Here is a 19,636-nt window from a genome sequence, read left to right as displayed (position 1 = left end):
GCTGCGGCGGGTTTTTTTATGGGTGCGGCACGCGGTTTTCCCTACTACTGCAAGGTTAGCTTTTTTATCGATTTGCTATCCTATTTCACATATTCGTTTCAGGAATATGAATCTCTTAAACAATCTTATAAAGAAATAAGCCTATGGGTATACTCGCCAAATTCCTGCACGGAAACTCAGCTCTGCGCAGGCTTCTCATCTACTTTTTGGGGATACTCCATGCAAGCAATGTTCAACAAAACCAAGACCCGCCTTAAACGCACTATTTTACTGGCTGCCACCTCTGCGGTTGTGATTTCCGGCAGCGTTCTGGCACCGCTTGCGACAGCGCACGCAGCAGATAAAACCACCATCAAAGTCGGCATCATGAGTGGCGAAGACGAAGACGTCTGGCGCGAAGTGATCAAACAGGCTGCGGCAAAAGGACTGACGGTAAAACCTGTTGTTTTCAATGATTACAACCAGCCAAACGAAGCGCTGCAAAACGGTGAAGTTGACGCCAACGCGTTCCAGCATCAGCCGTTCCTCGATAACCAAATCAAAGTGAATCACTACGATATCGTTCGTGTCGGTTATACCGCCGTCTGGCCAATCGGTTTGTACTCCAAAAAAGTGAAAACCGCCGCTGAACTGAAAGATGGCGCAGTGATCGGTGTGCCTAACGATCCGGCGAACGAAGCGCGTGGGCTGGTTCTGCTCGAACAATCGGGTGTGATCAAACTGAAACCGGGCGCAGGGATTTCTGCGACAACCGCAGACATCACGGAAAACCCGCGCCACGTAAAAATCAAAGAGCTGGATTCCGGGATTATCGGCCGCTCCGTGCCTGATCTGGACGCCGCAATCGTTAACACCGACTGGGCGCTGAAAAGTGGCCTGACCCCGGCAGACCGTATCGCACAGGAACCGGTGAAAGGTAACCCGTACAACAACTTCATCGCTGTTAAAACAGCGGATGTGAACGCTCCGTGGGTGAAAACGCTGGTGAGTTCTTATCAGAATGACGCCGTCAAGCAAGTGTTTGATAAGGTTTACAAAGGTACTGGCGTAACGGCCTGGTAAGGAAGTAAAGCATGACAATAATCACTGAGACCGGGGCGCATTTTACCGCCACGCCCCCGGATAAGGACATTGCCCGCCGCAAACAGGCGGGCACACCGGCACAGGCTGACGGGATCGCCGACACGGACGTTGCGAAAAACGTGGTGCGGTTGCATCAGGTCAGCCGTCGCTTCGGAGCGACGCAGGCTCTGAACGGCGTGTCATTAACGGTAAAACGGGGCGAAATTCTCGGGATTATTGGCCGCAGCGGGGCAGGGAAATCCACCCTGATCCGTTGTCTCAACGGGCTGGAGCAGCCGGATGAAGGCGTGATCGAAATTGAAGGTCACGCCATCACCGGACTGAGTGAGAAACAATGGCAATCGGTGCGCAGCCGCGTCGGGATGGTATTTCAGCATTTTAATTTGCTGTCTGCCAAAACCGTCGAACAGAACGTGGCGTTGCCGCTGAAAATTGCCGGTTTTGATAAGGCTCGTCGTCAGGCGCGGGTGGCCGAATTACTGGCGCTGGTCGGGCTGGAAGACAAAGCCAAAAGTTATCCGGCGGCGTTGTCCGGCGGGCAAAAACAGCGTGTCGGGATTGCCCGCGCGCTGGCTGCCAGCCCGGCATTGTTGCTGTGTGATGAAGCTACGTCGGCACTTGACCCCGAAACCACCCGCTCAATTCTCGCGCTTCTTCAGTCGCTGAATCAGAAACTGGGCATCACGATTTTGCTGATCACCCATGAGATGGAAGTGATCAAGAAAATCGCCCATCGCGTTGCTGTGATTAACGCCGGTGAAATCATTGAAGAAGGGCCGGTGTGGCAGGTGTTTGCCCATCCGCAATCCCAGCTTACCCGCACATTGTTACAGGGCTTGCTGCCGCAACTTCCGGAAGCGCTGGCCGATGAACTGACGACGGAACGTCAGGGGCAGGCGATTTACAGCGTGCAGTATGCCGGGCAGGGTAGCCAGGGTGAAATTATCACTCAGATGGCGGCGGAATTACCGGGCAAGTTCCGGCTCATTCAGGGCGGTGTGGATCATATTCAGCATTACGCTATCGTGCGCTTTTTCTTCTCGGTTCCGGTGGCTGACGCCGCGTCCGAGCAGGCCGTTTTACACTGGCTGCAACAGCGCCAGGCAACTGTGGAGCTGACGGGCTATGTCTCCGGTAATGCTTGATCTGTTATTTAATGCCGTCCAGGAAACGCTGCTGATGACGGCGGTTTCGGGTTTATTTTCACTGGTTGCAGGTCTGCCGCTCGGATTGATTCTGGTGATGAGCAGCCCCGGTGGTATTGCTGAAAACCACTGGGTTAACCGTTCGCTCGGGCTGGTTATCAATGGCTTCCGTTCGCTGCCGTTCATCATTTTGCTGGTGGCGCTGATCCCTGTGACCCGATTTCTGGTGGGGACGTCGCTGGGTACCTGGGCGGCGATTGTTCCGCTTTCCATTACCGCAACGCCGTATTTTGCCCGTGTGGCAGAAGTATCGCTGCGCGATGTCGATCGCGGGCTGATTGACGCCGTGCGCGCCATGGGCGCAAGTAAGCTGCGCATCGTCTGGGATGTCCTGATCCCGGAAGCGCTGCCGGGAATTTTGTCCGGATTTGTCGTGACGCTGGTGGCGCTGATTGGTGCCTCAGCGATGGCGGGGGCAATCGGTGCGGGCGGGCTGGGGGATCTGGCCATCCGTTACGGTTATCAGCGGTTTGAAACGGTAGTGATGGTGGAAGTGATTGTGGTACTGATCGTCATTGTCTGCGGCATTCAGTGGCTGGGCGACCGTATCGTGGCGCGCGTGGATAAACGTCATTAAAAAAGCCGGTCGTCTTCGGGCGACCGGCTGTAGCCGGGTTCTAAATCTCGCTGCGTGAACGCCAGCGTTCGCGGGCCATAAAACTTTTCACCCCCACATCCAGGAACGGGCGCGGCGGCAGATAATTGGCGCGTCCGACCGATTCCATATCAGCCAGCAGCGGATTGTCTTCGCCCAGCGCATGTTCTGCCAGCAACCGGCCAAACGCGCTTTGCTTTGAACTGCCCGAGCCATTACACCCAGCCGATGAATACACGTTCTCCGACAAATTCCCCCACACCGGTGCGCCATTGCGCGTAATGCTGATCAGCCCTGACCACGTATACGCCATATTAACATCCTGCAACTGCGGATAAATGCGTGCAAAAAGTTGCTGATGGCGGCGCGCATGGCGGCCAGTTTCAACCGCATTCGTTACCAGACCCGGCGCAAAATTTACGTGCTCGCGGATAAGGAAACGGTGATCAGCGGTATAACGCAGCGTTGCGCCTGCCAGCGCATTCACCGGCGTCGAACCCCACGGAGATATATCGCCAATAAGACGGCGTTGTTCAGGCGTCAGCGGCTCGGTGAGGGTGGCAAATGTCGACATGGCGAATACGTTACCTTTGAACAACGGCAGCCCGCGGGCGGCACCGTTAATCGCCAGCATCAGCTTACGTGCGCGTACTTCACCGTGCGGCGTTTCGGCGCGGATCGTACCCTGCGTATCGATTTGCAAAGCAGGGGAATTGGCATAAACCGTGACGTTTTCCGGCAATGTCGCCACTAAACCGCTGATCAGCGCCGCCGGATTGACCAGAATGCAGTTCGGCGTATAGACAGCGCTGCGATAGAAGCCGGTGCCCAGACGCAGTTTCAGGTCGGCGTTCTCCAGATATTCGAAGCTTTCGCCGAGCGTGGTCAGCTCTTTCTGATAATGCGCAATCTCGCCGTCAAACTGTTCGCTCACGGCGCAATGGTATTTCCCCGAATTCAACCAGTCACACTCAATTCCGTACCGATCAACCGTGTCTTTCAGATGATGAAGCCCGTACTGCAACAGGCGCCGGTAGGTATTAGCATGTTCCAGTTCAGCCGACGTGCTGCCGACGGTGTGGGGTAAATCAATGACAAAGCCGGAGTTGCGCGCCGAAGCGTTATCGGCAACGTCGAGTGCTTCAAGCACCACGACGTGTTCCTGCGGGCGAAGCTCTGCAATCCGGCGGGCAAAAGCCAGCCCGGCAAATCCTGCGCCGATCACCAGCCAGTCGGCAACTATTTTGCCATGCAATGCCGGATGACGCGGCTTATCGCCACGCAGCGCCGCCCAGCCGTTGATATTCTGGTCGAGTGGTAAGTTTTTAATTTTCATTTGTGACATCAAATTGTTATCCCGGGTGGTGCGATCCTAATTTATGGACGTTTAGATGTCTAATGCACAATGATGATAAACATATATTCATCTCACGGCAGGGCGAGCGGGCAGGCGAAAATTAGGACAAAGTGAATATTAAGTAATCAGATGGCAGGAAGGTTAACTTGCTAGAATGCGTGCGGGTGCTTGAGGCTTATTGGTCTTGAGCAGTGTTGTTCAAGGTGTAATAAGAAGAAAGCCCCGAGTTAATTATTCAATCAACCCGAGGCTACCAACGACGCCTAGACAACGTCAGGATAGCCTCATAGATGCAGAAATGCAACGGAGGTTAAGATGGCGCGAAAGCTGATTTTGTACGGGCTCATGGTGATTTGTTTCACGTTATTGGCCTGGACCTGGATGGTGCGTGATTCGCTGTGCGAGTTGCATATTAAGCAGGGAAATACGGAAATTGCGGCAGTCTTAAGCTACGAAATTAACGGCTAACCGTAAGGTGGGGTTCGCCCCACCTTTTCGGATGTTGCCAAAGCGCGTTGGCCTCAGGCACCCGTTTGCAGAAAACGTAAAAACAAAAAGGCCCGAATTTTCATTCGGGCCTTCTCGTATTGTGTGGTGGAGAGAGAGGGGTTCGAACCCTCGATACGATTTCTCATATACACACTTTCCAGGCGTGCTCCTTCAGCCACTCAGACACCTCTCCAGTCGTCAGCTGCACCGCAGTGCTGCTGACCGGCGCTAATGTAGGGAAATCCGCGTTCAGCGTCAACCTTCTTTTTGCAGGTTCTGTGCTGTTTAGACAAAATTAGAGCAATTTGCTGATTTACAGACCAAAAACTGTATTAAGGATGACCAGCTTGGGGTAAGTCACGCAGCGTCATTAATTCTGCTTATCACTGTGAATAGATAAGTAGAATAACTGCGTAAAAGCGCGATTAAGCAACAAACACTTCCCGTAATGGTTAAATAGCAAAATATGTTGTGAAAATCGTCAGTTACGAAGGTATAACAATGGATTCCAAAAAAAGCTTCATATAAAAACTGGGCTAGTTAAAACCAGAAGCAGAAACAATTCACACGAACAGGACAGGGGTTCCACTTGAGTCAGTCAAATAACGCGACCGTGTCGCAGCAGCGCACGGCTATTCCCGCCGGCGCGGGCACATTATTCTTCGTTCAGACTTTCGCGACGCTCGGCTTCGCGGTGCTATATTCCACTCTGGTGCTGTACGCCACAAAAAAACTGGGTTTCAGCGAAGATAACGCCAACGCCATCATGGGCGTGTTCGGCGCGTTCAACTATGGCCTGCATATGTTTGGCGGTTATCTCGGTGGCCGTTATCTGAGTAACCGAAACCTGTTTGTTCTGGGCATGGTATTACAGGTCTTCGGTTGTGCGCTGATTGCGCTGGAAGGCGTGACCGGTCTTTACTGGGGGCTGGCGATGTTCCTGACCGGCAGCGGGCTGAACGTGACTTGCCTGAATATGATGCTGACGCAGCGTTTTGCACCGGATGATGACCGTCGTGAATCGGCCTTCCTGTGGAATTATGCCGGGATGAATCTGGGCTTCTTTATTGGCTTCGCCGTGGCCGGTTATTTCCAGCTGAGCGAAAACTACCGCGCGCTGTTCCTGTTTGCCACGCTGGGTAATGTGGCGGCGGTGGTGGTGACGCTGTCTCGCTGGTCGATTCTGGCCGACATCAGCACGCCGCTTAAAGAAGCTAGCCGCGGCCAGTTACTGCGCCGTATGGCTGTCGGCATTGCCATTTTAATCGTCCTCGTGCCGGTCATTCGACTGTTGCTGACCCACGCGGAGTTCAGCAGTTACTTTGTGGTCGCGCTGGGTATTATCATTTTTGCGCTGATGACACTGGTGACTTACCGCCACCGGCAGGCCGATGAACGTCGCCGCATGAAAGCCTATTTGCTGCTGGCGCTGGGTTCGCTGGTGTTCTGGACGCTGTATCAGCTGGCCCCGATGGGGCTGATGCTGTTCTCGGAAAACAACATTAACCTGAATGTTTACGGCATCCGCGTGGCACCGCAGTGGATCCAGAATATTAATACCATTGTGATTGTTATTGGCGGGCCGCTGATGGCACTGTGGTTCAACAAATTACGTCAGCGCGGCTGGAATATTGATGTTCCGGCGCAGTTCTCGGCCTCTTTATTCTGTATGGGGCTGGGAATGCTGGTTCTGCCGCTGGGGATCCATCTGGCGGGCGGCGACGGGCTGGTGGCATTTAAATGGATTGCCGTCAGCTATCTGCTGCAAAGCATCGGCGAACTGCTGATTTCCCCAATTGGTTACGCGATGATCGGTAAACTGGCTCCGGCGCGCTATCAGGGCGTGATGATGGGCTGCTGGATGATGGTAACCGGCGTGGCCTCGGTGCTCGCCAGCTACATTTCCGGCCTGATGCCGCAAAACGAAGGCAGTACACCGGTGATGACCAATCCGGGTTACAGCGAAGTCTTTAACGTGCTTGGCTGGGGTTCCGTTATCACCGGTGTGGTTCTGCTGGTTCTGATCCCGCTTTTACGCCGGATGATCCGCCGTGAACCTGCCGCTGCCTGACCTTAGCGCAGACTCCGTCAGTGAATCTTCAGGCCCCGAATTTCGGGGCTTTTTCTTTTTTCGGCCTCAGGGTTGCATCCTGATGATATTCAGGGAAATCTATCCGTTCACAGGAGGCGTCCCCCATGAACATTATTTTTTACCACCCTACATTTGATGCAAAACCCTGGATTGACGGAATAACAAAACGCATACCGCAGGCCAGAATGCGCGTGTGGAATACGGCGGACAACCAGCCCGCCGACTACGCGCTGGTCTGGCGGCCACCGCACGCCATGCTTGCGCCGCGCACGATGCTGAAGGGTATTTTTGCTCTTGGCGCAGGCGTGGATGCCATTCTCACGCAGGAACAGCGTCAGCCCGGCACATTACCTGCCGGGGTGCCGCTTATTCGTCTCGAAGACACGGGCATGTCCTTGCAGATGCAGGAATACGCGCTGGCCAGCGTATTGCGGTATTTCCGTCGTATGGACGAATACCAACTATTCCAGCAACAAAAACAGTGGCGGCCGCTGGCACCGCATTCACGCAGTGAATTTACTGTCGGTATTCTTGGCGCCGGCGTGCTGGGCAGCAGCGTGGCGAAAGCGCTGGTGGATATGCAATTCATTGTGCGCACCTGGAGCCGCAGCGAGAAATCTCAGGACGGCGTGCAAAGCTTTTACGGAGACGATCAACTGGCGGCATTTGCGTCCGGCTGCAAGGTACTGATCAATCTGCTGCCGAATACGCCATACACCGCCGGCATTCTCAATCATCAACTGTTCACAAATCTGCAGCATAATGCTTATCTGATTAACCTCGGACGCGGCGGGCATCTGGTAGAAGGTGATTTGCTGCGCGCGCTCGACAGCGGACAGATAGCCGCCGCTACGCTCGACGTTTTTGCCGAAGAACCGTTGCCGGGCATGCACCCGTTCTGGTCGCATCCGCGCGTCAGTATCACGCCTCACATTGGCGCAGATACGTTGCCGGAAGAAGCCATGGACAGCATTGCGGCAAATATTCTGGCCATCGAAGCAGGGCGGGAACCGGCAGGACGTGTCTGCCTCGACCGGGGTTATTGACGTTCATCTGCTAAAATCATTAACGTGGCGGCCATGCAGTCGCCACGGGACCACTTAAGGAGATCACATGCCGTACCCCGTTGATTTGCATATGCATACTGTTGCCAGCACGCATGCCTACAGCACATTACATGATTACATTGATGAGGCAGCGGAAAAGGGCATTAAGCTGTTTGCCATTACCGACCACGGCCCCGATATGGCCGATGCCCCGCACTACTGGCACTTTATGAATATGCGCGTCTGGCCGCGTCTGGTGAACGGAATCGGCATCCTGCGCGGTATCGAATCGAACATTAAAAACATTCAGGGCGACATTGACTGCACCGGCCCGATGCTCGATGAAATTGATGTGATTATTGCCGGTTTCCATGAGCCGGTGATGCAGCCGGTGGATGAAGAAACGCACACCGCTGCTGTGATTGCCGCGATGGCAGGCGGTGAGGTGCATATTATTTCGCATCCGGGTAACCCGAAATACCCGATTGATATTCCTGCCGTTGCGGCGGCGGCGGCGAAATATAACGTGGCGCTGGAGCTGAATAACTCCTCTTTCATCCATTCGCGTAAAGGCAGTGAACCGAATTGCCGGGCGATTGCGCTGGCCGTGAAAGAAGCCGGTGGCTGGCTGGCGCTGGGATCGGATTCGCACATTGCGTATTCACTCGGCGGGTTTGAGCATTGCGAACGTATTTTGCGTGAAGTTGATTTTCCTGAAGACCGTATTCTGAATGTCAGCCCGCGCCGTTTCCTGGATTTTCTGGAGAAACGCGGGCGCGCACCAATTGCAGAATTAAGCGAACTGTGACATTGTCGCGGCCAATTTGCAGGGGATTCCCCCTTTTATCCGACTGATCAGGTTATTGCTATGAATGAATTTTCGATTGTCTGCCGCATTCTGGGCACATTGTTTTACCGCCAGCCGCAGGATCCGTTGCTGGTTCCGCTCTTTGGCCTGATTCAGGACGGGAAATTGCGTGAACATTGGCCGCTGGAGCAGGATGCGTTGCTGAGACGCTTACAGGAAAGCGCCGATCCTCAGGCGCTGGCCGCTGAGTTTAACCGGTTATTTGTCGGCTCAGAAGCCGCGGTGTCGCCGTTGCGCAGCGCCTACGTTGATGGCGCAAATGAAATGGATATCCGCACTTTCCTGCAACAGCGTGGAATGCCGTTAGGCGAAACGCCTGCCGATCATTTTGGCACGATGTTGCTTGCGGCATCATGGCTGGAAGATCAGTCGCAGGAGGATGAAGTGGCCGCGCAAATAACGTTGTTTGATGATTACCTGTTCCCGTGGTGCGGGAAGTTTCTCGGTAAAGTTGAGGCGCACGCCACCAGCGGTTTCTACCGCACGCTGGCTGAAATCAGCCGCGAAGCGTTGCAGGTAATGCGTGATGAGCTGGAAGAACAGTTGCCGCCGGATCTGGATAACGACGAAGAAGACGATCAGTAAATCTCTTATTTGACAGAAATAAAAATCCCGGGTCATGAAAATGTCGCCGGGATTTTTTTATCGGTTTTATGTGATCCGGCTAGTCAGTAAACGGGATCACCAGTTCACCCGGTTTCACTTCAATGCCTTTGGCCAGTTTTTTCGCCATGGCTTCGCCTTTGCTGCGATCGCCATTCAGTACGTAGGCCGGGCGTTGATCAAAGTAAGTTTTCAGCGAATTGTTCAGATAAGGCATCAGGCCTTTCATCACGCTGTCCATTTTTTCCGGCTGAATGGTGTAATCCACCACCTGCATATCTTTCAGGAAAATCGCGCCTTTATCCTTGTCGTAAGAGGGATTGGCTTTGAGCGTCAGGTGCATATCGGCTTTCTGCGGGCCAAATAATGACGAGATATCAACATGCGCATCGCCGGTCAGCGTCACGACGCCCGGTTCGGCGCGGCCAATCTGGCTGCTAAGATTGGTCAGCACTAATTTCGCATCCACCAGCCCCGGCACACCGAGCTGCTTCTCGAAATTATTGTTCTTATTCAGATAGTCATTAACCTGCTGCTCGCTGATGGTGTACTGCGTTAGCTGGTTACACCCGGCCAGCAGGCTGGCGCACATCAGAACTGCTGCACCTAAAAGTCGCTTAGTCATTCTTCCCTCATTACGTAAAAACTATTTTGTCAGCATGACCGCTAAACGGCATGGCTCCAATCAGACAACGCTGATTAGCCTAAGTGCTGGAGAAGGGGAAGAAAAGGAAAAAGAGCCAAAAACATCAGCCCTGAATAATTCCCGTTGCAGGAAGGCGACTAAGCGTAGCCAACGCATCTGCAACGGGAAGTCTGACGGGGCTTAGCTTGCGAGGCGGGTAAACAGATTAACCTGCGTCTGTTTTGCCATGTTGTCGCGATAAGCCTGAACACGGGACGGCCACTCAATCCCCTGAACGATGGTCAGGGAACGCAGCACTGGCCAAAGATTGATGTCATCTTCAGAAAGCTCGCCGTTAACGGCATTGGGTTCAACAATCAGCTTATCGAGCGCGCGTAAATCCTGGCTTATTTTTTTCACCAGGCCTTCTGAGTGTTTCAGATGCTCCCGAAAATCACCGCTGGCGGCCTGTTTTTTGTCGGAGAAGTATTTCCGCGCTTCCGGCGTGGAGAATTCTTCAAGCGGCGCGGCAGCGAAGCGGGGCAGGAGCAGACGGCCCGTATATTCAGAAACATGACGCAGCCAGGTGGCAATTGAGGCATTCAGCGGGCCGGTCAGCAGCGGTTTGCCGTCGCTTTTGTCCACGTAATGCACGATGTCCATGCTTTCCGGCATAAAACCGCCGTCCTGTTTTTGCAGGATAGGGACCATCTTCTTACCGACCATCGAAATCGGGGTTTTCTCGTCATCATTGAGCAGAACTTTGATTTCAACCGGAATGTTTTTCAGACCAAAAATCATGCGTGCTTTGACGCAAAAAGGGCAATGCTCGTAAACGTAAAGTCTCATGGTTCATAGCTCCTGTTGTCGCCGGCGGTGACCTGTAGGGTGCGTGTAAACTGCCGGATGTAGGTTCGGAATTTATCGATACGCTTAAACCAGTATGGGTAAATGAGGAGGGGAGATCAAACATACACGTCATGTTTGCCGCTTTGTTACAACGCCAGTCATTTTGTGTATTTGCCGATGTCAGCCTCCGCTTAGCATCGCCGGTTCGATGCGGCGCAGATTGAACTGCCAGTACAAACCGGTGAGGGTGATGAAACCGACAATACCCAGCAAAAACCACGGTAATTCAGGCAGTTCAAGTGCGCGGCCGGTGTCATACATCCAGCCGCCGCCGGTATAACCAATGATCCCCCCCAGCGCCAGCCCGAGGCGGCTGAAGCCCATGTAACTGCCCCGTGCCCGGGAATCTGCCAGCGAGGCGCTCAGCGTTTCGCGTGCAGGTTCGGCAATGATTGAGCCGATGTAGAAGAACCCGATGAGCAGCAACAGTGGGTTGATCGACGTCACCAGCCCGACGGGCAGCAGGCTGAGCGTCATGATCAGCAGGCCAAACATGAGACGCTGTTCAAGGCGGAAACGTTTTTCGCTCCAGCGCGCAATCGGGTACAGCATCGTCAGGGAAAGCACCGCTTCAATTGCATACATCCATTTCACCGCCGCCGGGCTGCCCGCGACGTCATTGACCGCAATCGGCAACATCAGCATGACCTGCACGGTCAGCATGTAATAACCGGTCAGCGTCAGTACATACGCCAAAAAACGGCGATCGCGCAGCACGCGCATCATGCCTTCACGCATCGGCGTGCGCATAGTGGAAATACGGTAAGCGGGCAAAAACCAGGCGTTACAGGCGGCGGCCAGCACAAAGATGCCCGCACCGGCCCAGCAAACGTAATGGAAATCATATTGCAGCAACCAGCTGCCGATGAGCGCACCGATAACGGCTCCGGCGCTGTCTTGCATCATCATCAGGGAGAAGAAACGGCTGCGTTCGTGCGGACGGGTCAGCTTGATCACCAGCGCGGTACGCGGCGGGTCAAACAAGGTGCCGCCAAGGCCGGAGAGAATACAGGAGCAGACTAAAATCCACGGTTCGTCTGCCATTGCCATGGTGGCGAATCCGGCGGCGCGTAAAAGCATGCCGGTAATAATCATCGGTTTTGCACCTAAACGGTCAGCGATAGCGCCACCGAAAATGCCTAATCCCTGTTGCGTGAGCTGGCGGACACCCAGCGCCAGACCGACGGCCATCGCGGCCCAGCCGAGCTGATCGACAAATCGGATCGAGATCAACGGAAAAACCACGAAAAAGCCTAAAATAACCAGCGCGTTGTCTAATAACAGAAAATATTTACCCAAGCTCCGAGCTTGTGATACCAGAGACATGCTTCACCATGAGCGATTATTTGTACCCTGTCCGGCAGATACAGAAAGGAAGAAAAGACCAATCCAGTCTGAACTGGAATCAGGCAATTAGATAGGGCGCTATTGATAATATTTTTTTATCGTCAAGCCACGTTCTGACTGGCAGAATTGGCGATGATCAGGTGTTTCCTATAAATTCTATTCATCGACCCGTGCGGGATGTGGAGGAAGGGATGTTTGGCTATAAATCTGCCGTGCCGAAAGTGCGGCTTACCTCTGACCGGATGGTTTTGCGGCTGGTTCATGACCGCGATGCGCACCGGCTGGCGGAATACTATGCGGAGAACCGGGTGTTTCTGAAACCCTGGGAACCGGTCAGGGATGAAAGCCATTGTTATCCTTCCGGATGGCAGGCGCGTCTGGGATTAATTTCTGAAATGCAGAAACAGGGCAGCGCGTATTATTTTATCCTGCTCGACCCCGATGAAACGCGCGTAATGGGCGTGGCGAATTTCAGCAATGTCCTGCGTGGCTCATTCCATGCCTGTTTTCTCGGTTATTCACTCGGTCAGGAATGGCAGGGAAAAGGACTGATGCACGAAGCGCTGCAAACTTTAATCCGTTATATGCAGCGCCAGCAAAAAATGCACCGGATTATGGCCAATTACATGCCGCACAATAAACGCAGCGGGCAATTGCTCGAGCGTCTGGGTTTCGAGCGTGAAGGCTATGCGAAGGATTATTTACTGATTGATGGCAAATGGCAGGATCACGTGCTGACGGCGTTGACCTGGCAAGAATGGACGCCCCCGTCCCGATAAGGAGAGCAGCATGAAACATGAACTCAGTGACCGGGAAGCCCGGGTCGTCGGCTGTTTGCTGGAAAAGCAGCTCACCACGCCGGAACAGTATCCGATGACGCTCAACGGATTAACCACCGCTTGCAATCAGAAAACCAACCGTGAGCCGGTGATGGAACTCAGCGAAAGTGACGTTCAGCAAACGCTGGATTTGCTGCTGCGTAAACACATCATCCGCACCCTCAGCGGTTCCCGCACCATGAAGTACGAGCATCGTTTTTGTAATTCTGAATTCGGTAATCTCAAATTTTCCCCGCAGGAAGTGGCAGTCGTCACCACGCTGCTGCTGCGCGGCGCGCAAACGCCGGGCGAATTACGCACCCGAACCAACCGCCTGCACGATTTCTCTGACGTGGCCGAAGTCGAACAGACCCTGACGGATCTTTCTCACCGTGAAGATGGTCCGTTCTGCGTGCGTCTGGCACGAGAGCCAGGCAAGCGGGAGAGCCGTTTTATGCACCTGTTTAGCGGTGAAGTCAGCCAGGCTGTCAGTGCTGCGGAAGAGCCGTTTTTCAGCACCGCCGCGCCGGACGCCAGTCTTGTTGTGCGCGTGGAAACGCTCGAGGCAGAAGTGGCCGAACTGAAACAACGTCTGGAAAGCCTGCTGCAACATTTGGGTGATTAAAAGGAAAACGTCGTGAGTAAACTTCGGATAGGCGTTATCGGGCTGGGCGGGATCGCGCAAAAAGCGTATCTGCCGGTTCTCAGTCATGCTGAAAAGTGGACGCTGGTCGGCGGTTTTTCCCCGAATCAGCAAAAAGCGCAGGCCGTTTGTGACAGCTACCGGATGGCCTGTTTTTCCCGCATGGATGAACTTGCCAGCCAGTGTGACGCCGTTTTTGTCCACAGCAGCACGGCCAGCCATTTCGACGTAGTCGGGCAATTGCTGGCGCAGGGCGTGCATGTGTATGTCGATAAACCGCTGGCTGCTGAATGGGATCAGGCTGAACAACTGGTTGAACAGGCGAACCGTGCAGGCAAAGCCTTAATGGTTGGGTTTAACCGCCGCTTTGCGCCGTTGTATCGTCAGTTGAAAGAGAAGATGCAGCAACCCGCGTCTTTGCGTATGGATAAGCACCGGACGAACAGTGTCGGGCCACAGGATCTGCGTTTTACCCTGCTGGATGATTATCTGCATGTCGTGGATACAGCGTTGTGGCTGGCGGGCGGCAATGCCAGCCTGGAAAGCGGGCTGGTTCAGATTAATGAGGCGGACCAGATGCTTTACGGCGAGCATCATTTCCTGTGCGGAGAAACGCTGGTGACAACGTCAATGCATCGCCGCGCCGGAACGTTCCGTGAAAGCGTGCAGGCAGTCACCGAAGGTGCTGTTTATCAGCTGGATGATATGCGTATCTGGCGCGATGAACGCGATGACATTCTGACGCAGCAACCTGTCGCTGGCTGGCAAAGTACATTGGCGCAGCGCGGTTTTGTCGGCGCGATTGAACATTTTGTCGATTGCGTCTCGAACCAGACCGCGCCTGAAACCAGCGGCGATCAGGCGATTTATGCACAGGCTATGATCGAAAAAATTCTGCAAAATTAAGGGAAAGCCGCACAGGGAGGTGCGGGTAACAATCTATAACAACTGCCGTTGGCTATTGCTTGGCGGATGCGTAGACTAAGCGCATCTTTGAGCCATGCCGGGTCATCTTTCACGCCTGCTGATGCAGGCGTGGTTGTTTAACCTGTTGATCAACATTGATTTACAGACAGGCCACCGGCAAACAAGAAAAGTGACATGAATCTACTTAAATCTTTGGCAGCCGTCAGTTCAATGACGATGTTTTCACGAGTATTAGGCTTTGCCCGCGACGCCATTGTGGCCCGCGTTTTTGGTGCCGGAATGGTCACTGACGCCTTTTTTGTGGCGTTCAAACTGCCTAACTTATTACGCCGTATTTTCGCTGAGGGCGCATTCTCTCAGGCTTTCGTGCCCATTCTGGCCGAGTACAAAGCACAGCAGGGTGAGGAAGCCACACGGACGTTCATTGCTTACGTTTCGGGCCTGCTGACGCTGGTTCTGGCGATTGTGACCGTGATCGGCATGATCGCCGCGCCGTGGGTGATTTATATCACCGCACCCGGTTTTGTGGATTCGCCGGACAAATTTGCCCTGACCAGTTCGCTGCTGCGTATTACGTTTCCGTATATCCTGCTGATATCGCTGGCCTCGCTGGCCGGGGCGATACTCAACACCTGGAACCGCTTCTCCATACCCGCGTTTGCGCCGACGTTTCTGAACGTCAGTATGATCGGCTTTGCGTTGTTTGCGGCGCCTTATTTCCACCCGCCGGTGCTTGCGCTGGCCTGGGCGGTGGTGGCGGGCGGATTGCTGCAACTGGGTTATCAGCTTCCGCACCTGAAGAAAATCGGCATGCTGGTTCTGCCGCGTCTGAACCTGAAAGATGCCGGCGTCTGGCGCGTTATGCGTCAGATGGGTCCGGCAATTTTGGGTGTTTCGGTCAGCCAGATTTCCCTGATTATCAATACCATTTTTGCGTCATTCCTGGTTTCAGGTTCTGTTTCGTGGATGTATTACGCCGACCGTCTGATGGAGTTCCCGTCCGGCGTGCTGGGCGTGGCGCTGGGGACAATCCTGCTGCCTTCACTGGCGCGGAGTTTCTCCAGCGGTAATCATACCGAATACAACCGCCTGATGGACTGGGGCCTGCGCCTGTGTTTCCTGCTCGCGCTGCCAAGTTCTGTCGCGCTGGGCATTCTGGCGAAACCGCTGACCGTTGCGCTGTTCCAGTACGGTAAATTCAGCGCCTTTGATGCGTCAATGACGCAGCGCGCGCTGGTTGCGTATTCCGTCGGCCTGATGGGACTGATTGTGGTGAAAGTGCTGGCACCGGGCTTCTATTCACGTCAGGACATCAAAACGCCGGTCAAAATTGCCATTGTCACATTGCTGATGACGCAGGTGATGAACCTCGTGTTTATCGGGCCGCTGAAACATGCTGGTCTTTCGTTGTCGATTGGTCTTGCTGCGTGCCTGAACGCATCGCTGCTTTACTGGCAACTGCGTAAACAAGATATCTTCCAGCCGCAACCGGGCTGGAAAGTGTTCCTGATCAAACTGTTTGTCGCAGTGGTCGCGATGTCTGCGGCGTTGCTCGGCATGATGTGGTTTATGCCTGCCTGGGATGTCGGCGGAATGGCGTATCGTCTGGCGCGTCTGGCAGCCGTTGTCGCGGTGGGCGTAGTGGCGTATTTCGCCGTGCTCGGCCTGTTAGGGTTCCGCGTGAAAGAATTTGCCCGGCATTAATACGGCGTTCAGCCGGTAAAACGCAGATACAGAAAAGGCCTCGGAAGAGGTAATGCCAGTCAGTTAAGCAACTGACTGGCTTTTTTCCTGTGCTTTTGGATACTTCCGGGGTCTTTCCTTCACCACTCTAGGAAAGGCCCTTTCTCTTCTTATCGGCAGCTTCACCATCTGCGCCATACTCTCCAGATTACGCAACAGTTCGGGGATCCGGCCCGGAGATGCGCCCTGAAGCGTCATTAACATCCTCATCACCAGACTGCACGAGTCTGAGAAGCTTAGCTGATTCGGCCAGTAACCCTTTAGGTTTTTAGACATCTTAATCATCTGATAACGAACAAGATTATAGGCTAGTAATACCCCCATAACTCCTGCTCGACAAGTTCTGGTTTTTTACTTCTCAGCGTTAACCGACTCAGTAACATCGTCTGCTTAATTTCACGATAACCCAGTTCGATTTCCCAACGGTGGCCGTAGAGATCGGCCATTTCCCCACCCGGGTACCGCATGGCATCTGTCATTGAGGTCAGCAGATGGCAGACTTTGCCTTTACGGGTAAACGTCAGAAGGCGAGCCGTCATTTCCTCCCCCAGATCAGGCCACTTTTTCCGGGCCTGAGGACTGGTTTTCATCCTTATCAGATGATCGCCTTTACCGAGTTTTCGCACCTCTTCGTACTGCGCTCCTTTTTTCAACGGGATCATCCAGTGGCGGCTCTCTCCCGCCTGATGCCAGGCATTCAGCAGTCCCAGAGAATAATAACCTTTATCGAGTAAAGTCAGTGTGTTATCGCCTGTTTGTTCTATCAGTTTTTCTGCCAGCGTATATTCGCTTTCTTTCATCGTACCGAAGGCGGCAGCCGTAAGCAGGTGGCTGGTCAGTTCCATCTGGCAGACCATTTTCACCTGCGGATAAAGCCCCGGTTGCCCGGCATAGGTCTGTCGCGGGAAAGCCACATCATTTTCTGGTGTATCCTGGGTTCGCCAGACGACACCGTCCACCGCCAGTAATGTCAGACCACACCAGTGTGGATGGGTGACGGAGTTGTGCCACACCTGTGCCGTTTGGGTAAACACGCGGCGAACGGCATCACTTCCCAGGCGCTGGCGGGCCTGGATAACGGCGCTTGGGGCAACGAAGGGCCGGTTGCCGGGGAGCATAATATCCAGCCGGTTCACGATTTGGTGGAGGGGTTCTTCGCGTTCGAGCGCCATGCCAATGATGCACCAGACCATCATTTCCAACGGGAGACGGCGTTTACGCAGCGTGACGGAACCTGACTCGGCCAGACAGCGGGAGACAAGGTCGGGATCCAGAACATCACCGAGAGAAGTCAGAGGGTTACGGGTAGAGTCGTAGCAGGAAACGAGCTCAAGAGCCTGAGCAATGCGCATAAAAAAAATCCAGAAACGAAGAACGTTTCTGGATTTTTACACAGCCACTGGATCGTTCAACTGATCCTTAACTGATCGGCATTACCTCGGAAGAGGCCTTTTTAATGTTTGTATGAATATGAATTACATACGTTCTACGGTTTCGATACCCAGCGTATCCAGACCGGTTTTCAGCGTGCGCTGCGTTAACAGTGCCAGTTTCAGGCGGCTGTTACGGCTGGTTTCGTCCTCTGCGTTCAGGATCGGGCAATGTTCGTAGAAGCTGGAGAACAGACCGGCAACGTCGTAGAGATAAGCACACATTGTGTGTGGCGTGCCTTCGCGGGCAACAACGGTCAGCACTTCTTCAAATTGCAGCAATCGGGTAGCCAGTGCCGCTTCACGTTCTTCGCTCAGCACAACCGGCTGGGTCAGGCTGTTAACGTCGATTTCTGCACGCTTGAAGATTGACGCCACGCGGGTGTAAGCATATTGCATGTACGGCGCGGTGTTACCTTCAAAGGCCAGCATGTTGTCCCAGTCGAAGATGTAATCGGTGGTGCGGCTTTTCGACAGATCAGCGTATTTGATTGCGCCAATACCGACGGCGTTGACCAGTTTTTCCAGTTCTTCCGCATCTTTAAGCTCAGGATTCTTTTCTGTGATGAGCTTGCGTGCGCGTTCAATCGCTTCGTCCAGCAAATCAGACAGTTTCACCGTGCCGCCTGAGCGGGTTTTGAACGGTTTTCCATCTTTACCCAGCATCATGCCAAACATGTGGTGTTCAAGCGCAACGGAATCAGGAACATAACCGGCTTTGCGTGCGATAGTCCAGGCCTGCATCAGGTGCTGGTGCTGGCGGGAGTCGATGTAATAAAGCACACGATCGGCCCCCAGCGTTTCGTAGCGGTATTTTGCGCAGGCGATGTCAGTGGTGGTGTACAAATAGCCGCCATCTTTTTTACGGATGATGACGCCCATCGGGTCGCCTTCTTTATTCTTGTACTCGTCAAGGTAAACCACGACGGCACCTTCGCTGTCGACGGCCAGACCTTTCGATTGCAAGTCTGCCACGATCCCCGGCAGCATGCTGTTATAAAGGCTTTCACCCATGACGTCGTCTTCGGTCAGGGTGACGTTCAGGCGGTTATAGGTCAGCTGGTTTTGCTTCATGGTCACATCGACCAGTTTGCGCCACATTTGCAAACAGTATTCGTCACCGCCCTGCAACTTCACCACGTAACCACGTGCGCGTTCTGCAAAGGCTTCGTCTTCGTCGTAATTCTTTTTCGCAGCGCGGTAGAATTCTTCCAAATCCGCCAGATTCATGTCACCGGCGTTCTCGTTTTGAATTTTTTCGAGATAAGCAATCAGCATCCCGAACTGTGTGCCCCAGTCGCCCACGTGGTTGGCGCGGATCACTTTGTGGCCGAGCAGTTCATTGGTTCGCACAGCGGCGTCGCCGATGATGGTGGAACGGATGTGGCCAACGTGCATTTCTTTCGCCACGTTTGGCGCAGAATAGTCGATGACGATAGTTTGCGGTTCAACCGGCGCGATGCCCAGTTTTTCGTCATTCAGCGCGTTGTCGACGTGTGCGCCGACAAACGCCGGATCCAGGAAAATATTGATGAAGCCAGGACCGGCAATTTCAACTTTGCTAGCGATGCCGCTCAGATCCAACAGTTCAACCACTTTCTCGGCCAGTTGTCGTGGCGGCATACCCATTTTTTTCGCCACGGACATGACGCCATTAGCCTGATAGTCACCAAACTGAGCCTTGGCGGACTGACGGACCTGCGCTTCGCTGTCGGCGGATGCGCCTGCTGCGATCAGCGCCTGGCTGACTTTATATGAAAGAAGTGCCTGAATATTCACCGGATTACCTTTAGTCGATATCCCCGTCATCTTTCGGCAGCACAGTTTTTCTGCAACACGAATGATTTAGGGTGGGA

17 protein-coding genes, 1 tRNA gene and 1 pseudogene are annotated in these 19,636 nt (G+C 53.8%); 12 read left to right on the top strand and 7 right to left on the bottom strand.

Annotation, left to right across the window (positions count from 1 at the left end; translation table 11 throughout):
* Positions 1 to 219 precede the first annotated feature (219 nt).
* Genes ACM5QY_RS18495 through ACM5QY_RS18485 form a run of 3 tightly spaced genes read left to right on the top strand, consistent with a single transcriptional unit; the run spans position 220 to position 2,865 of the window.
* On the top strand, positions 220 to 1,062 hold the full coding sequence (locus ACM5QY_RS18495) for a MetQ/NlpA family ABC transporter substrate-binding protein (RefSeq protein ID WP_416122137.1): 843 nt from the start codon (positions 220 to 222) through the stop codon (positions 1,060 to 1,062).
* Positions 1,063 to 1,073: 11 nt separating this feature from the next.
* Positions 1,074 to 2,228, top strand: coding sequence for a methionine ABC transporter ATP-binding protein (locus ACM5QY_RS18490; protein WP_416122136.1), 1,155 nt, complete (start codon positions 1,074 to 1,076; stop codon positions 2,226 to 2,228).
* Positions 2,209 to 2,865 carry a methionine ABC transporter permease gene (locus ACM5QY_RS18485; RefSeq protein WP_195814502.1) on the top strand — a complete coding sequence of 219 codons (657 nt, stop codon included), beginning with the start codon at positions 2,209 to 2,211 and terminating at the stop codon, positions 2,863 to 2,865. The genes ACM5QY_RS18490 and ACM5QY_RS18485 overlap by 20 nt, the downstream gene beginning before the upstream one ends.
* Before the next feature lie 40 nt (positions 2,866 to 2,905).
* Here the strand turns inward: ACM5QY_RS18485 and ACM5QY_RS18480 are convergent, their stop codons facing one another.
* A complete protein-coding gene (locus ACM5QY_RS18480; RefSeq protein WP_416122927.1) occupies positions 2,906 to 4,219 on the bottom strand; it encodes an NAD(P)/FAD-dependent oxidoreductase in 1,314 nt (437 codons plus the stop codon).
* A gap of 336 nt (positions 4,220 to 4,555) precedes the next feature.
* Between ACM5QY_RS18480 and ACM5QY_RS18475 the strand changes: the two genes are divergently transcribed.
* Complete coding sequence (locus tag ACM5QY_RS18475) at positions 4,556 to 4,708, top strand: Hok/Gef family protein (protein ID WP_195814503.1); 153 nt, start codon at positions 4,556 to 4,558, stop codon at positions 4,706 to 4,708.
* Between the two features lie 124 nt (positions 4,709 to 4,832).
* Here the strand turns inward: ACM5QY_RS18475 and ACM5QY_RS18470 are convergent.
* Positions 4,833 to 4,922 (bottom strand) — tRNA-Ser (locus ACM5QY_RS18470).
* A 396-nt stretch (positions 4,923 to 5,318) separates the two neighbouring features.
* On the opposite strand from ACM5QY_RS18470, the gene ACM5QY_RS18465 reads away from it, so the two are divergent.
* The 4 genes from ACM5QY_RS18465 to ACM5QY_RS18450 all read left to right on the top strand — a co-directional run bounded on the left by ACM5QY_RS18465 (position 5,319) and on the right by ACM5QY_RS18450 (position 9,320).
* On the top strand, positions 5,319 to 6,800 hold the full coding sequence (locus ACM5QY_RS18465) for a peptide MFS transporter (protein ID WP_416122135.1): 1,482 nt from the start codon (positions 5,319 to 5,321) through the stop codon (positions 6,798 to 6,800).
* 125 nt (positions 6,801 to 6,925) lie between these two features.
* The gene (gene ghrA / locus ACM5QY_RS18460) at positions 6,926 to 7,867 is read left to right on the top strand and encodes a glyoxylate/hydroxypyruvate reductase GhrA (protein ID WP_416122134.1); all 942 of its coding nucleotides are present in this window, start codon (positions 6,926 to 6,928) and stop codon (positions 7,865 to 7,867) included.
* A 67-nt stretch (positions 7,868 to 7,934) separates the two neighbouring features.
* A complete protein-coding gene (locus ACM5QY_RS18455; RefSeq protein WP_416122133.1) occupies positions 7,935 to 8,675 on the top strand; it encodes a phosphatase in 741 nt (246 codons plus the stop codon).
* Between the two features lie 60 nt (positions 8,676 to 8,735).
* Positions 8,736 to 9,320, top strand: coding sequence for a TorD/DmsD family molecular chaperone (locus ACM5QY_RS18450; RefSeq protein WP_416122132.1), 585 nt, complete (start codon positions 8,736 to 8,738; stop codon positions 9,318 to 9,320).
* A 79-nt stretch (positions 9,321 to 9,399) separates the two neighbouring features.
* Here ACM5QY_RS18450 and ACM5QY_RS18445 read toward each other — a convergent pair whose 3' ends face one another.
* The 3 genes from ACM5QY_RS18445 to mdtH form a co-directional block, all read right to left on the bottom strand.
* Positions 9,400 to 9,963, bottom strand: coding sequence for a lipoprotein (locus tag ACM5QY_RS18445; protein WP_416122131.1), 564 nt, complete (start codon positions 9,961 to 9,963; stop codon positions 9,400 to 9,402).
* Positions 9,964 to 10,164: 201 nt separating this feature from the next.
* Positions 10,165 to 10,812, bottom strand: a complete 648-nt coding sequence (grxB, locus tag ACM5QY_RS18440; protein ID WP_416122130.1) for a glutaredoxin 2 — start codon at positions 10,810 to 10,812, stop codon at positions 10,165 to 10,167.
* Between the two features lie 180 nt (positions 10,813 to 10,992).
* The gene (gene mdtH / locus ACM5QY_RS18435) at positions 10,993 to 12,198 is read right to left on the bottom strand and encodes a multidrug efflux MFS transporter MdtH (RefSeq protein WP_416122129.1); all 1,206 of its coding nucleotides are present in this window, start codon (positions 12,196 to 12,198) and stop codon (positions 10,993 to 10,995) included.
* Positions 12,199 to 12,410: 212 nt separating this feature from the next.
* Between mdtH and rimJ the strand changes: the two genes are divergently transcribed.
* The 4 genes from rimJ (at position 12,411) to murJ (ending at position 16,311) form a co-directional block, all read left to right on the top strand.
* Positions 12,411 to 12,998 (top strand): ribosomal protein S5-alanine N-acetyltransferase, encoded by a 588-nt coding sequence (gene rimJ, locus ACM5QY_RS18430; RefSeq protein ID WP_416122128.1) that lies wholly within the window; start codon positions 12,411 to 12,413, stop codon positions 12,996 to 12,998.
* 10 nt (positions 12,999 to 13,008) lie between these two features.
* Positions 13,009 to 13,662 carry a YceH family protein gene (locus tag ACM5QY_RS18425; RefSeq protein ID WP_416122127.1) on the top strand — a complete coding sequence of 218 codons (654 nt, stop codon included), beginning with the start codon at positions 13,009 to 13,011 and terminating at the stop codon, positions 13,660 to 13,662.
* 12 nt (positions 13,663 to 13,674) lie between these two features.
* Positions 13,675 to 14,586 (top strand): Gfo/Idh/MocA family protein, encoded by a 912-nt coding sequence (locus tag ACM5QY_RS18420; RefSeq protein WP_416122126.1) that lies wholly within the window; start codon positions 13,675 to 13,677, stop codon positions 14,584 to 14,586.
* Between the two features lie 195 nt (positions 14,587 to 14,781).
* On the top strand, positions 14,782 to 16,311 hold the full coding sequence (gene murJ / locus ACM5QY_RS18415) for a murein biosynthesis integral membrane protein MurJ (RefSeq protein WP_416122125.1): 1,530 nt from the start codon (positions 14,782 to 14,784) through the stop codon (positions 16,309 to 16,311).
* 63 nt (positions 16,312 to 16,374) lie between these two features.
* Here the strand turns inward: murJ and ACM5QY_RS18410 are convergent.
* Together ACM5QY_RS18410 and argS are read right to left on the bottom strand one after the other, a co-directional pair.
* A pseudogene (locus ACM5QY_RS18410) lies at positions 16,375 to 17,702 on the bottom strand (IS4 family transposase).
* A 123-nt stretch (positions 17,703 to 17,825) separates the two neighbouring features.
* Positions 17,826 to 19,559, bottom strand: coding sequence for an arginine--tRNA ligase (argS, locus tag ACM5QY_RS18405; RefSeq protein ID WP_416122124.1), 1,734 nt, complete (start codon positions 19,557 to 19,559; stop codon positions 17,826 to 17,828).
* Between the last annotated feature and the right edge of the window lie 77 nt (positions 19,560 to 19,636).

The sequence above is a fragment of the Rahnella sp. PCH160 genome (assembly GCF_047784855.1).
Taxonomy (GTDB): domain Bacteria; phylum Pseudomonadota; class Gammaproteobacteria; order Enterobacterales; family Enterobacteriaceae; genus Rahnella.
The sequence above is the reverse complement of the archived record's forward strand: the minus strand, read 5'-3'. Positions and strand labels throughout refer to the sequence as shown.